At 75.5% G+C, this 13,700-nt stretch carries 9 protein-coding genes; 5 read left to right on the top strand and 4 right to left on the bottom strand.

Features of this window, described 5'->3' with window-relative positions; genetic code table 11:
* Positions 1-440 precede the first annotated feature (440 nt).
* Positions 441-1,961, top strand: a complete 1,521-nt coding sequence (locus AB0N76_RS04945; RefSeq protein WP_363553231.1) for a DUF4173 domain-containing protein — start codon at positions 441-443, stop codon at positions 1,959-1,961.
* A gap of 161 nt (positions 1,962-2,122) precedes the next feature.
* Here AB0N76_RS04945 and AB0N76_RS04940 read toward each other — a convergent pair whose 3' ends face one another.
* Positions 2,123-3,664, bottom strand: a complete 1,542-nt coding sequence (locus AB0N76_RS04940; protein WP_363553343.1) for an MFS transporter — start codon at positions 3,662-3,664, stop codon at positions 2,123-2,125.
* A 300-nt stretch (positions 3,665-3,964) separates the two neighbouring features.
* Here AB0N76_RS04940 and AB0N76_RS04935 point away from each other — a divergent pair, with 300 nt between their 5' ends.
* The 3 genes from AB0N76_RS04935 (at position 3,965) to AB0N76_RS04925 (ending at position 6,152) form a co-directional block, all read left to right on the top strand.
* On the top strand, positions 3,965-4,558 hold the full coding sequence (locus AB0N76_RS04935) for a TetR/AcrR family transcriptional regulator (RefSeq protein ID WP_363553229.1): 594 nt from the start codon (positions 3,965-3,967) through the stop codon (positions 4,556-4,558).
* Positions 4,559-4,627: 69 nt separating this feature from the next.
* On the top strand, positions 4,628-5,338 hold the full coding sequence (locus AB0N76_RS04930) for a ribonuclease HII (RefSeq protein ID WP_363553227.1): 711 nt from the start codon (positions 4,628-4,630) through the stop codon (positions 5,336-5,338).
* A gap of 100 nt (positions 5,339-5,438) precedes the next feature.
* Positions 5,439-6,152: a hypothetical protein gene (locus AB0N76_RS04925; RefSeq protein WP_363553225.1), complete on the top strand. Its 714-nt coding sequence runs from the start codon at positions 5,439-5,441 to the stop codon at positions 6,150-6,152.
* Positions 6,153-6,412: 260 nt separating this feature from the next.
* Here the strand turns inward: AB0N76_RS04925 and AB0N76_RS04920 are convergent, their stop codons facing one another.
* Both AB0N76_RS04920 and AB0N76_RS04915 read right to left on the bottom strand, forming a co-directional pair.
* Complete coding sequence (locus tag AB0N76_RS04920; protein WP_363553223.1) at positions 6,413-7,084, bottom strand: hypothetical protein; 672 nt, start codon at positions 7,082-7,084, stop codon at positions 6,413-6,415.
* Positions 7,085-7,445: 361 nt separating this feature from the next.
* Positions 7,446-9,641: a RecQ family ATP-dependent DNA helicase gene (locus AB0N76_RS04915; RefSeq protein WP_363553221.1), complete on the bottom strand. Its 2,196-nt coding sequence runs from the start codon at positions 9,639-9,641 to the stop codon at positions 7,446-7,448.
* 231 nt (positions 9,642-9,872) lie between these two features.
* On the opposite strand from AB0N76_RS04915, the gene AB0N76_RS04910 reads away from it, so the two are divergent.
* Positions 9,873-11,567 (top strand): DUF4192 domain-containing protein, encoded by a 1,695-nt coding sequence (locus AB0N76_RS04910; RefSeq protein WP_363553219.1) that lies wholly within the window; start codon positions 9,873-9,875, stop codon positions 11,565-11,567.
* 115 nt (positions 11,568-11,682) lie between these two features.
* On the opposite strand, the gene AB0N76_RS04905 is transcribed toward AB0N76_RS04910, so the two are convergent.
* Entirely contained in the window at positions 11,683-12,999 is a 1,317-nt protein-coding gene (locus tag AB0N76_RS04905) for an alpha/beta fold hydrolase (protein WP_363553217.1), read from the bottom strand.
* Positions 13,000-13,700 lie beyond the last annotated feature (701 nt).

The following is a 13,700-nucleotide window of genomic DNA, read 5'->3' as shown; positions in this document are numbered from 1 at the left end:
GCGGCCCCGGTCACAGGGGTGTGACAGAGCTCGATCCGGTATTTTTGAACCTGTTCAGAATGGTCTACAGTCGGCTTCGGCCGCGGTGCCCGGTGCTGTCACCGGTGTGGTTCCGCGTGCCCGACGGCGGACCGCCCCGAGGGTGGTTTCCGCACGCCCGCCCGCCTGACCACTGAGGGGGACCCATGTCCGGAATCACCACGCCCGCCGGGGACGGCGGGCCGACCGGTGCCGAACCTCCGCGCCCCGGTTACGGGCCTGGCCCCGGTTACGGTCCCGGTTACGGGCCTGCTCCCGGCTACGGTCCCGGTTACGGGCCTGCTCCCGGCTACGGGTCCGGGCCCGGTCCTGCTTACGGCTCTGCTCCCGGCCCCGGTTATGGGCCTGCTCCCGGTTACGGCCCCGGACCGGCGGGTGCCGGGCCGTACCGGACGCCAGGTGTGCCCGCGCCCCGGCCGTTCCAGTGGCTGCGGCCCAGCGACCCGGACCGGAAGGCGCCGGCCGCCGGGCAGACGGTCGCGGCGGCCGTGCTGGCCGGGCTGCTGACCTCCTGGCTGCTGGCCGACGGACTCGGCGTCAACCTGCTGCTCTGCGCCGTCGTCGTCACCGTCGGAGCCGGGATCGCGGCCCGCGCCGCCGGCCGCCGACCGCGCGGCTGGACCGTCCTGTGGAGCGTGCTCGCGCTCGCCCTGCTCGCCGTCCCGGCGCTGTCCGAGGCCGGCTGGCCGGTGCTGATGTGCACGCTCTGGGCACTGGGCCTCGCCTCGCTCGCGCTGCACGGCGGCCGGCGCTGGCCCGGGGTGCTGCTCGCGCTGCCCGGTCTGCTCTGGCAGCTCGTGCCCGGCCTGCGCTGGGCGCTGAAGGGCCTGCGCGGCCGGGCCGCGGTCGGCCGGGACCGGGTGCTGCCGGTGGTCAAGGCGGTCCTGGTGGCGGCCGTGCTGCTCGCCGTCTTCGGCGGCCTGTTCGCCAGCGCCGACGCGGCCATGGCGGACATCCTGGGGAGCCTCGTGCCCAGCCTGGACCTCGGCGAACTCCCGCGGCACGTCGCGCTCTTCGGGCTCGGCCTGGCGATCGCGCTCGGCTTCGCCCACATCGCGGCCGGCCCGCGCCGCTGGGACCGCACCGTGGTCCCGCCCGGCCGCGCCCGGGGCCGGCTGGAGTGGGCGCTGCCGCTGGTCGCGCTCGACCTGATGTTCGGGGCCTTCGCGGTGGTCCAGGCGGTGGTGGTGCTCGGCGGGCGGGACTCGATCCTGGCGAACACCGGGATGAGCCGCTCCGAGTACGCCCGGCAGGGCTTCTGGCAGCTGCTCGTGGTCACCGTGCTGACCCTGCTGGTGGTCGCCGTCGCCAAGCGCTGGGCGCCGCGCGGGACCGAGGGCGACCGCCGGCTGGCGCGGCTGCTGCTCGGCACGCTCTGCCTGCTCACCCTGGTGGTGGTGGCCTCGGCGCTCGGCCGGATGTGGTTCTACGTGGACGCCTCCGGGCTGACCACGCTCCGGCTCTGGGTGCTGGCGGTCGAGATCTGGCTGGGCGTGGTGTTCCTGCTGCTGATCGCGGCCGGACTGACCCGCTCCGCCGCCTGGCTGCCGCGCGCGGCGGTGCTGAGCGCGGCACTGGCCGCCGCCGTGTACGGGCTGATGGGGCCGGACGCGATGATCGCCGAGCAGAACGTGGCCAGGTTCGAGCGGACCGGGCAGCTCGACCTGCGCAACGTCCGCGGCCTCTCGCTCGACGCCGTCCCGGCGCTGGACCGGCTGCCGGGCGACTACCGGACCTGTGCGCTGGGCATCATCACGTTCGAGCTGGCGGCCGATGGTCCCAAGCCCTGGTACGCGGGCAGCCTGGCCGACTCGCGGGCCCGGCGGATCCTCGCCGAGCGCCCGGCCGTCGACCACTCCTCGGCGCGCGAGACCGCCTGCGACCGGGCCGGGCTGCGGTCCGACGACTATTTCGGCGGCTGACGGCCGGGGCGGCCGCCGCCCCGTAGCGCGCGAGGGCCGGCCGGGAGCGTACGACTCCCGGCCGGCCCTTCGGCGTTGCGGTACGGCGGTGTTGCGGTGCCGCGGTGCCGCGGTGATGCGTTGCGGCGTTGCTGCGGCGCCGTGGTGGTGCGGCGCCGGGGTCAGTGCATCGCGACGCCCGAGGACTCCGACGGGAGGTCGGCGGCCTTGGCCTTGACCACGAGGGCGGCGACCAGGAAGGCGAGGCCCGCCAGCACCGCGCCCACGATGAAGCCGTGCGAGATGCCCTGCGCGAGCACCTCGTTGGCCGCGCCGGTGCCCTTGGGGAACTCCTGCTTCTCCATCAGCCAGGCCTTCTGCTCCGGCGTGGCCGTGGCCATGAAGCCGGGCAGCTGGATCTTGGCCTCGGCGGTCGCGTAGTGCGCGAACACCGTGGTCAGGATGGACAGGCCGAGCGAACCGCCGATCTGCTGCATCGAGTTGAGCAGGCCGGAGGCGGCGCCGGTCTCGTCCCCGGGGACGCCCGCGACGGCGAGCAGCATCACCGGGACGAAGACCAGGCCCATGCCGAAGCCGAAGACCACCGTGGGGCCGAGCACCCCGTCCAGGTAGCCGCTGTCCGCGTCCATGAAGGTCAGCCAGGTGAGCCCGATGGTGACGAACAGCGCGCCGCCCGCCATGAACGGCTTCGGGCCGTACTTGATCTGCAGGCTGGAGGCGATCTGGGCGGCCACGATGATCGACGCGCTGATCGGCAGGAAGGCGAAACCGGCCTTCAGCGGGCTGTAGTCCAGCGGCCCCTGCACGAAGAGCGTGATGTAGAAGAAGATGCCGAACATGGCCGCGGCCAGGCAGAGCATCATCACCAGGCCGCCGGTGCGGTTCCGGTCGGCGAACAGCTTCAGCGGGGTGATCGGCTGGGCGGTCCGGGTCTCGATCACCACGAAGGCGGCCACCAGCAGCACGCCGGCGGCGAAGGAGCCGAGGGTCAGCGGGTCCTTCCAGCCGTCCGAGGCGGCGCGGATGAAGCCGTAGACCAGGCTGACCAGGCCGAGCGTCGAGGTGAACGCGCCGGGCAGGTCGAACCGGCCCTGCTGGCGGTCCGACTCGGCGATGTAGCGCGGGGCGGCGATCGCGATCAGGACGGCGATCGGCACGTTGACGAAGAACACCCAGCGCCAGTCGAGGTACTCGGTGAGCACACCGCCGGCCAGCAGGCCGATCGCGGCACCGGAGCCCGCCACCGCGGAGAAGACGCCGAACGCCTTGTTGCGTTCGGGTCCTTCGTCGAAGTTGGTGGCGATCAGGGCGAACGCCGTCGGCGAACAGATCGCGCCGCCGATGCCCTGGAGCGCGCGGGCGGCCAGCAGCATGCCGCCGTCCTGGGCGAAGCCGCCGAGCAGCGAGGCCAGCCCGAACAGCAGCGTGCCGGCGATGAAGACCCGGCGCCGGCCGAGGATGTCGCCCGCGCGGCCGCCGAGCAGCAGCAGGCCGCCGAAGGTCAGCGTGTAGGCGTTGATCACCCATGACAGGTTGGTGGTGGAGAAGTCCAGCGCGTCCCGGATCTGCGGCAGCGCGATGTTCACGATGGTGGCGTCGAGCACCACCATCAGCTGCGTGGCGGCGATGACGGTCAGGGTGATGCCCTTGTTCCGGCCGTGGCTGCCCTGCGCTGGAGATTTCTTGCTGAGTGTGTCGGAGATAGCCAAGTTGATGCCCCCTGCTGGCTATTGCTTCGTGTGCTGCGGACCTCAGGGTCCGGCACGGGCCCGTCGGCGTCCTGCGGGCTATGAAGGAACGGAATCGTTCACTACTGTGGACGATAGCGTTGGCGAGATTATGAACGCAAGCGTTCCTTAGGGTTGGTGACAGTGGATCAGTTGGTGCGGCACCAGGCGGCGGACCGCTCGGGCGGGAGGGCGGTCGAGCGTTCGGCCGGCAGGGCGGCCGAGCGGCCGACCGAATCCGCCGAGGCGGGGCGGGGCGCCTGTCCCGTCCAGGTCGTGGCCGAGGTCCTGAGTCGGCCGGTGCGGCGACGCGGGAGGGAGCTGGAGGCGGCGATCTTCGAAGCGACGCTCGATCAGCTCACCTCCGGCGGATTCGCGCGGCTGACGATGGAAGGGGTCGCCGGCGCCGCGCGGACCGGGAAGGCCGCGCTGTACCGGCGCTGGACGTCCAAGGTCGAACTGGTCATCGACGCCCTGGACTCCACTCTGCCACGCCCCTCCGACACCCCGGACCTCGGGTCCGCCCGTGACGAACTGCGGTACCTCGTCGAGAGTTTCGTGTCCGTCGTCCGCTCGCGCGCGGGCGGCGCGATGAACGCGCTGATGGCCGAGCTGGACCACGAGCAGGCCGAGGTCTTCAAGGGCTTCATCGCCCAGCGGATGATCGAGCCCACCAAGGAGGTGATCCTCGACATCCTCCGTCGGGGCGCCGAGCGGGGCGACGTCCGGCCCGGCGCGGCCACCCCGCTGGTCGCCGACGTGGTGCCGGCGATGCTGCTGTACCGGATCAAGGTCTGTGGCCGTCAGGTCGGTGCCGAGTTCGTCGATCAGCTGGTCGACGAGGTGCTCGTGCCGCTGATCCGGAGCTGAGGCCCGCCCGGGCCGGGGGTGTGCGGGGGTGGCTTAGGCTGGAGTCCGCCCAGCTGAACGGACCCCATCATGCCCATCGTCCCGCCGACGCACTCCGTCGAGCGCTCGCTCCGCCGGGCCGGCGCCAAGGTCGTGGTCGGCCTCGACGAGGTCGGACGCGGCGCCTGGGCCGGACCGGTCACCGTGGGCGCGGCCGTCACCGGGCTGCGCCGCCCGCCGGAGGGCCTGACCGACTCCAAGCTGCTCACCGAGCTCCGCCGCCAGGCGCTCGCCCCCGTGCTCTCCGACTGGGTCACCGCGTACGCGCTCGGTCACGCCTCCGCGCTGGAGTGCGACGAGCTCGGCATGACGGCCGCGCTGCGGCTGGCCGCCGTCCGCGCCCTGGAGGCGCTGCCGGTGGAGCCGGACGCGGTGATCCTCGACGGCAAGCACGACTACCTCGGCGGCCCCTGGCGGGTGCGCACGGTGATCAAGGGCGACCAGTCGTGCATCTGCGTGGCTGCCGCCTCGGTGCTCGCCAAGGTCCACCGCGACGGCCTGATGGCCGAACTCGGCGAAGCGCACCCCGAGTACGGGTTCGCCGACAACGCCGGCTACCCGTCCCCGGTCCACCGGGCGGCCCTGGAGGAGTTCGGGCCGACCGAGCACCACCGCCTCTCCTGGTCCTATCTGGACGGGCTGCCCCAGTGGCGCCACCTGAAGCGGGTCCGGACGATCCCCGGCCCCGGCGGAACGGGTTCGGCGGAGCCGGTGGGCGAACAGTTGGCGCTCGGTTTCTGACGCTACGTCGGGAAATATCGGGAGGGGGCCGTGAGGTTGGTGGTGCCCGATGGGTGGGGCGCCCGTGCGCGTCCGACCGGCATTTGATAGATATCCGGGTATGCCTGTCTTCCCCGAGGAGCCGGAGATCAACGAGAGTCTCCCGGGCCCCGGCGTTCCCAGCCCCCGCGAGTCGGACGCACAAGCCCTCCGCACGTCGGCCACCGCCGGCCCGACCACCGTCGTACCGTCGGCCGCCGCCGCCGTGCCGGCCCAGGTGCCGGGACCGCGTCCCGCGCCGCCGCGACCGGTGCCGCCGCGTCCGGCGGCCACGCGTGCGGACCGACCGGGGCCGACGCCGCGCCCGAACCCGATCCCCAAGCCCGGCCCGCAGCGCCCGGCACCGCGGCCGGCACCGGTCGAGGTCCGGCACGTCCCGGCCACCGCGGCGGAGGCGCTGGACCGCGCCGACGAGGCCCTCGACGCGCTGCTGGACGCGGGCCGCGACCCCGGCACCGTCCTGGTGCTGACGGTCGGCGCCGCCCACCCGTGGCAGCAGCACGAGCTCTCCTTCGGCGAGGAGCGCTACTGGGCGCAGCTCGCCGAGGGCAGTGACGTGTTCTACGCCGACGCCGCGCTGACCCGGCCCGCCCGCCGACCGGTGGTCGTGCTGGTGGTCAACGACGGCTCGGCCGACCGGGCCGCGGCGGCCTACGCCGGGGCGCTCCAGCGCGCCGAGGCGCTGCTGGTGGTCTGCGGCGGCCCGGTGCCGGCCGCCGTCGGGGCGTCCGTCACCACGGCCGGTGCACCGGCCGCCGAACGGCTGCCCGCCTGAGACCCACGGACGGATCCGAGACCCGAGGACGGTCTCCGAGACCTGCGGAACGCCTGGCCCGGTACCCCTTGGTGCCGGGCCTCGGCGTTGCCGGTGCCGTGTCGCCGCCGGGTGTCGTTGCTGCGGGCTGTCGTTGTCGGGTTTCGGTGCCGGGTTTCGGTGCCGGGCATCGCTGTCGGGTGTCGTGGTCGGGGCGCGTCCGGGCCATGGCCCGGGCCCGCCCGTCCGCCGTCACGGACCGCGGACGGGCGGCCGACCGGTCAGCGGGTGCCGGTGCGCCGGGCCGGTTCGATCGCGGCGACCCGGGCGGGTGCCCACGGCCGCTCGGGTGCCTGCCGCAGCTGCCGCTGGCCGCGCGTGGCGTCCAGCGCCGAGCGCGGCGGCAGCTCCGTCACGGTGTGGACCGGCCCTTCCGCCCACGAACCCGAGTGCGGATTGCGGCCGCTCCGCCCGTCGCCGAGGATCTGCCAGCCGGCCGGGGTCAGCGCGACGTACGCCCCGCAGCGCAGTCCGTGCAGGGAGGCCGCGTCCTGGAGCGCCCACATCCAGGCACCGTCCTGCTCCGTCCAGCCGGCCGCGCCCTCCCGGCAGCGCAGCAGCACGGCCGTCCGGGTCGGGGCGGGCAGGCGCAGGTCGTGCGGGGTGACCTGGCGCAGGTGGGTGAGCAGCGCGTTGCGGTGCTGCCAGCCGTCCTCGTCGTGCGGCCAGGGGGTGAACGAGGCCGAGGCGGTCACCCGGTGCAGGGCGTCCAGGACGGCCACCACGACCGTGCCGGGCTGGGGCAGGTGGCGCTGGTGCAGCTCCAGCACGAACTCGCGCGGATCGCGGAGCAGCGGGATCTCCGAGGTGGCCCAGGTCTCCAGGTCGAGCACCCGTCTGGGCGACGAACTCCGGGCGAGGGGATACTGACCTCGGTCGATGCCGTTGATCACGATCCTCCTTCCCGACCCACGGGCGGCGCGCGGGTGCCTGCGTACGCCGAAGGACTGGTCCATGGGACCTGGCTCCGGGTACGGTCCAATTCTCAGGGCAGAAGGGGTGGAGCGGCAACGATGAAATGATGAACGCCGCCCGAAAGCCAACGTTCTGCCGGATATATTCCACCGTCGCGCGAACGCCAGTCAGGTGTCGCCGGATCGTGATCCGGCCTACCCGAAGAGCGCTCCGAAGCGTCTCGGCCAACTCCGCCCCTCCTTTCCCCGCGTCGTCTCCCTGTGTCGTCCGGTACGTCCTCGCCTACCCCGATCGAGCGGCGCGGATCGGTCCGGCCGCCCGCCGGGCCCGCGCCCGGTGTCAGCCCTGGACGGCCAGCACCAGCGGCAGCACCGCGCTCGCCCCGGCCTTGCGCAGCAGCCGGGCGGCCACGGTGACCGTCCACCCGGAGTCGACCAGGTCGTCCACCAGCAGCACCGGCCCGTTCGCGGCCGCCACCGCCGCCGCCAGCTCGGGCGGCAGGACAAGCGCGCCCGCCACCGAGTTCAGCCGCTGGGCGCTGTTGCTGCGCGACCCGTGCGGCGGCTGCCCGGTCGCGTACTCGATCCGCCCGAGCAGCGGCAGCCGCCCGACCTCGGCGATCCGGGCGCCGAGGCTGCCGACCAGCTGCGGCCTGGCGGACGAGGCCATCGTCACCACGCCGACCGGCCGGTCCAGCCGGGTGCCGTCGGCCGCCGCCGGCCCGGCCCAGCCGCCGGGGCCGCGCGCCCAGTCGGCCAGCACGGTGACCAGGGCGTCCACCGCCTCGCCGGGGACGGGCCCGTCCGGGGCTTGGTCGGCGAGCAGGGTCCGCAGCCGGTTGCCCCAGCCGATGTCCGAGAGTCGGCCGAGCGCCCGGCCGGTCTCGGCCTGCTCGCCGGCCGGGATGCGGCCCTTGAGCGGGATGCCCAGGGAGTCCATCCTGGTGGGCCAGAGCCGGCGCGGCTCGAAGCCGACGCCCGGCCGGCCGAGCGCGGCCCGGGCCGCGTCCAGGGCCTCCGCCGAGACCTCCGGGCCGTGCAGCGGCCCGGCGCAGTTGTCGCACCGGCCGCAGGGCACCGCCTGCTCGTCGTCCAGCTGGCGGCGCAGGAACTCCATCCGGCAGCCGGTCGCCGCCGCGTACTCGCGCATCGCCCGCTGCTCGGCCTCCCGGGAGGCGGCCACCTTGGCGTAGCGGGCGGTGTCGTACGCCCAGCTCTGCCCGGTGGCCGTCCAGCCGCCCTTGACCCGCCGGACGGCGCCGTCCACGTCGAGGACCTTGAGCATGGTCTCCAGCCGGGCGCGGCGCAGGTCCACCCGGGGTTCGAGGGCGGCGGTGGAGAGCGGCCGGCCGGCCTCGGCGAGCGCGTCGATCGTCCGGCGGACCTGCTCCTCGGGCGGGAAGGCCAGCGAGGCGAAGTAGCGCCAGATCGCCTCGTCCTCGCGGCCGGGCAGCAGCAGCACCTCGGCCCGGTCGACCCCGCGCCCGGCCCGGCCGACCTGCTGGTAGTAGGCGATCGGGGAGCTGGGCGAGCCGAGGTGCACCACGAAACCGAGGTCGGGCTTGTCGAAGCCCATGCCCAGGGCGGAGGTGGCGACCAGCGCCTTGACCCGGTTGGCCAGCAGGTCGGCCTCGGCGGTGCGGCGCTCGGCGTCCTCGGTGCGGCCCGAGTAGGAGGCCACCGCGAAGCCCCGCTCGCGCAGGAAGGCCGTCACCTCGTCGGCGGCGGCGACCGTCAGGGTGTAGACGATCCCGGAGCCGGGCAGCCGGTCGAGGTGGTCGGCGAGCCAGGCCAGCCGGTGCGCCGGGTCGGGCAGGGCGAGCACCCCGAGGGTGAGGCTCTCGCGGTCGAGCGGGCCGCGCAGCACCAGCGCGTGCTCGTCCCCGGTGCCCGTGCCGAGCTGCTCGGCCACGTCGGCGGTGACCCGGGCGTTGGCCGTGGCGGTGGTGGCCAGGACCGGGACGCCCGGCGAGAGCTCGGCGAGCATGGTGCGCAGCCGCCGGTAGTCGGGGCGGAAGTCGTGGCCCCAGTCGGAGATGCAGTGGGCCTCGTCGACCACCAGCAGGCCGGTGGAGGCGGCGAGCTTGGGGAGCACGTGGTCGCGGAAGTCCGGGTTGTTCAGCCGCTCCGGGCTGACCAGCAGGACGTCCACGGCGCCGGCCGCGACCTCGGCCTGGACGGCGTCCCACTCGTCGGTGTTGGCGGAGTTGATGGTGCGGGCGTGGATCCCGGCCCGGGCCGCCGAGTCCACCTGGTTGCGCATCAGGGCGAGCAGGGGCGAGACGATCACCGTGGGGCCGGCGCCGCGCGCCCGCAGCAGGGCGGTGGCGATGAAGTAGACGGCGGACTTGCCCCAGCCGGTGCGCTGCACCACCAGGGCGCGGCGGTGGTCGACGACCAGGGCCTCGATGGCCGTCCACTGGTCCTCGCGGAGCGTGGCGCCGGGGCCGGCCAGCTCGCGCAGGACGGCCTCGGCCCGCGCCCGGACCTCGGCGCGGTCGGCGGTGGCGGTGGTGTGGGTCTTCGGCTGCTGCATGGCGTCCATGTAACCCCGAGGGGCCGACAACGGGCGAACGGCGGTGGGTGAGGAGCGGGCGAAGGGTGGAGGCATTTCATCCGCTCTTCTGCTGAACGGCGGTCAAAATTCCCCCGGGGGAGTGACTCGGCGCTAGGCCGAACGAGGGAGGAGTTATTCACAGGCCGGGTTTATCCACAGAAAAAAAAGAAGATTCCGGGGCGGCGGGGAATCGGCGGCAGCCTTCCGGCCATGCACAACGAACACATCGCGCTTCCCTTCGCGGAGGGCCCCGGCGGCCGTCCGATCACCATGCGGGGCCCGGCCGACATGGCCGAGCTGCTGCCCTACCTGCTCGGCTTCTTCCCCGACGACAGCATCGTCGCGGTCGGCCTCCAGCCGCCCGGCCTCCACCAGGGCGGGGTGATCCGGCTGGACATCCCGGAGTCGGCCGAGGAGTGGCCGGCCGCCGCCGAGGAGACGGCCGCCCTCCTCGTCCGGCTCTCCGAGCGGCAGGACGAGCGGCCGGTCCAGGTCCTCCTCTATCTCTGTCAGGACCCCGGCCGGGAGCACGGCCCGCCGGTGGCGGAGCGCCTGCGGCCGCTCGCCGATCGGTTGCACCGGGCGTTCGCGAGCCGTGGCGTGCGGGTCAAGGAGTCGCTCTGCGTCTCGGCCGGCCGCTGGTGGTCCTTCCTCTGCACGCGGGAGGGGTGCTGCGATCCGGCGGGGCACCCGATCCGCCACTCACCCGGGCCCGGCCCGGTGGCGGTGGCGGCGACCGTCGCCGGCCTGGTGCCGCGCGGCAGCCGCAAGGAGATCCTGGCCGGGCTGGCCCCGGTCGGCCCGCCCGCGGCGGACGCCCTGCGGGCGGCGCTCCTGCGGGCCGGGTCCGGGGCGGCGGGGCGGCGGCTGTCGCTCACCCGGCGGGAGAGCGCGGAGCTGCTCGACCGGGTCGTGGCCGAGTTCCTGGCCGGTGCCACCGCGCTCGATGAGGACCGGACGGCGCGGCTGCTGCTGGCGCTCCAGGACCGGCTCATCCGGGACCGCGCGGCCGAGTACGCCCGGCCGGACGAGCTCGCCGCCGTCCAGCGGCTCTGGCGGTTCCTCGCCACCCGCTGCGTGGCGCCGCACGAGCGGCTCGCCGCGCCGCCGCTCACCCTGCTGGCCTGGATCTGCTGGGTCGCGGGGGACACCGCCACGGCGCGGGTGGTGCTCGGGCACACGCTCCGGCGTCACCCCTCCTACCTGCTGGCCCAGCTGCTCTACGAGTCGCTGAACGGCGGTTTCGCGCCGGAGACGCTGCTGGCGAGCGTGGAGGCGGAGCGCTGCCGCCGCACCGAGCGGGAGCGGGCGGCGGCCGAGGGGGCGGCGGGGCCCCCGGAGGCGGTCCCGGGTGGCGGTGCCGGGGCGGCGGACACGGCGGTGGCGGACAGCGGAGCGGCGGACAGCGGGCCCGGCAGCGGCGGGCCGGACCGGCCGGACGGGCCGGTGGAGCCGGAGCGGCCCCGTGGGGGTGCCGGGCCGGACGGCGCGGCTCCGGCGAAGTCGCGGCGCCGCCGAGGGCGTCGGCGCGGCCGCCCGGGACCGGTCGACGGATCGGCGCCGTCCACCGGGACCTGCCCGGGGCGGGCAGCCGACACGCCCGTGGGCCCCGAGCACCCGGCCGGGGCGCCGCCCGGGCCGCCCGAGCAGCGCGGGGCGCGCCGAGGCCCCGCCGAGCCGGGTCCGGCCCCGGTGGCCGGCCACCACCTCGGCCACCACCCCGGCCGCGAGCCGGCGGCGGGGCGACGGTCCGCGGGGTGCGGTCCGGTGGACCGGCCGCACCCCGGGCGCCGGGTGCGGCTCGGGCGGCCGTCGCCCTGGGCGGCGCCCTCCCCGGCCGCCGCGCGCCGGGGCCGGTGCCGGGAGGTCCGCCGGGCGGCGGCCGGGGAGCGGCATGCGCGCTGACCTCCGCGGCGACGCCGTGGCCACGGCCGGGTGTCACGTCGACCGCCCCAGCGGGCGGCCGGCGTGGCACCGGCCGGGCGGCCCGGTCCGTCCGGCGGCCGGGGGCGTCGGAGTACTACACCTCGCCGCGGGCCATCGCGATCAGCCGGTCGAGCACCTTGCCCCCGCTGACCCGGAGACCGTCGTGCTCCCACTCGTTGGTGACCCAGGCCCGCAGCCCCCGTACGGCCCGCGCGGTCTCCAGCGAATCGGCGGTGTCGACGTACATGTCGTCGTGGTAGACCGCCGCCACCACCGGCACCTCGTTGGCGGCGAGCCGCGCCGGGTCGTACAGGTCGGGCCAGTCGGTGCGGGCGGCGAGCAGCTCCGCGGTCTCCTTCAGCGGACGCAGCGCGGGGTCGGTCTCGAACAGCCAGGGGTAGATCATCTCCCCGGTGAACAGCACCGGCGCGTCCGACTCCAGCGCGGCCCGGGCGTCGAACTCCGGGAACTCCGCCCGCAGCCGCGCGGCCGACCAGGCGGTGCCGGCCGGGTCCACCGAGCGCTGGCCGTAGATCGACTCGTGCAGGACGGCGTAGAGCGGGCCCTGCGCGAAGGAGAGCTGGGCCTGGACGCCGGCCAGGAAGGTGTCGGAGAGCTCGGGGCCGGCCACGCCCTCCACCCAGGCCTCCTCCAGCAGGTAGTGCAGGGTGCCGGAGCCGCTGCCGGTGCCGAGCAGCATGCCGAGTCCCTGGAACGCCTCGACGGTGAGCCGCCCGCCGTCGGGCAGGGTGGCGGGGGCGTCGGCGAGGTGGGCGGCGATCCGCCGCACCGCCGCGACGTCCTGCGGGAAGCGCTCGTAGTGGCCCTCGTTCTTGCGGACCACCCGCGGGTAGGCGGCTCGGTAGACGTCGTCGGCGGAGCTGCGCAGGCCGGCCAGGCCGCCGGTGATGAAGGCCTGGTCCAGCCCCTCGGGCGCGATCGAGAGGTAGGTGAGGGTGCAGAAGCCGCCGAAGCTCTGGCCGAGCACGCTCCAGCGGTGGTCGTCGCCGAGCAGCCGGCGGCGGATCAGCTCGGCGTCCCGGACGATCGAGTCGGCCCGGAAGTGCGCCAGGTAGTCCGCCTGCTCCTTGGCGCCACCCCGCCGCGCCAGCGTCTGCCGGGTCGCCGGGGTGGACCGCCCGGTGCCGCGCTGGTCGAGCAGGAGCACCCGGTAGTCGTCGAGCGCGCGCTCCAGCCAGCCGTCCCGGCCGGCCGGGCGACCGGCCTTGCCACCCGGGCCGCCCTGCAGGAAGAGCAGCCAGGGCAGGTCGGTGTCCTCGGCCCGCTTCGAGGCGACCACCTCGCGGGCGTACACGTCGATCAGCTCGCCCTCCGGGGCGCTGTGATCGAGCGGCAGCTGGAAGACGTGGTCGGTGATGACAATCCCGGGCAGCCGGCTGGCGGTGGACATACAACTCCTCGGTCTCTGCTGGGCACAGCGATCGCGCCGCTCCTGGCCGGGGTTGCCGGTGGCGGGGCCGCGACCCCCGCACCGTATCCTGGCCGCGGCCTGGCGCCGCCGGGGCGGCCGCCGCCCGTGACCGCCCACCGGCGGCCCACGCGGTCGGCGGGCACCACCGGCCGGAGTCGCGGCGGGTCCACCACGACCCGCGGCACCCCCGGCCGGGCACCCCGGCCGATCCGGCGGGCGTGACCTGTGGCCGGTCTCCGGCGTTCACTCCGGGGGCCCTGCGCCCGGACGTCCACCGCTCCCGGGCGCGGACCCGGACCCGGGCCCGACCCGGCCCCGCCGGGGGTGCCACGGGACGCCGGAGCGGAACGGGGCCACCGGCCGGAGCCGCCACCCGGGGCGGCCCGCGCGGGGCAGCCGGGCCCGGCCGGGCCCGGCGACACCGGTGGCCGGGCGGAGGACGTCTGACGGCGGGCGGCAGACGGCGGACCTGACGGTGCGCCGGGCGGCACGGCGGAGGCCGGCGCGCGCCGGACGCCCGGGAGCGAACGACGCGGAGCCGGTACCGACTCGGTACCGAGCGCCGCATGGCACGGCCCGGCACCGGGTACGGCCAGACACGGCACACCGGCCGGCGGGGGCGTCCGCCGGCCCGGCACCAACACGCGATCGAGCAATGCTCGCGGCCCACCGGCCCTCCC

This window comes from Kitasatospora sp. NPDC093806, from assembly GCF_040683335.1.
Taxonomy (GTDB): Bacteria; Actinomycetota; Actinomycetes; order Streptomycetales; family Streptomycetaceae; genus Kitasatospora.
The sequence above is the reverse complement of the archived record's forward strand: the minus strand, read 5'-3'. Positions and strand labels throughout refer to the sequence as shown.

Bases quoted from the DNA above. Each gene is read 5' to 3' on its own strand.
- AB0N76_RS04930 (WP_363553227.1), top strand. From the start codon at position 4,628: ATGCCCATCGTCCCGCCGACGCACTCCGTCGAGCGCTCGCTCCGCCGG.
- AB0N76_RS04925 (WP_363553225.1), top strand. From the start codon at position 5,439: ATGCCTGTCTTCCCCGAGGAGCCGGAGATCAACGAGAGTCTCCCGGGC.
- AB0N76_RS04915 (WP_363553221.1), bottom strand. From the start codon at position 9,641: ATGCAGCAGCCGAAGACCCACACCACCGCCACCGCCGACCGCGCCGAG.
- AB0N76_RS04910 (WP_363553219.1), top strand. From the start codon at position 9,873: ATGCACAACGAACACATCGCGCTTCCCTTCGCGGAGGGCCCCGGCGGC.
- AB0N76_RS04905 (WP_363553217.1), bottom strand. From the start codon at position 12,999: ATGTCCACCGCCAGCCGGCTGCCCGGGATTGTCATCACCGACCACGTC.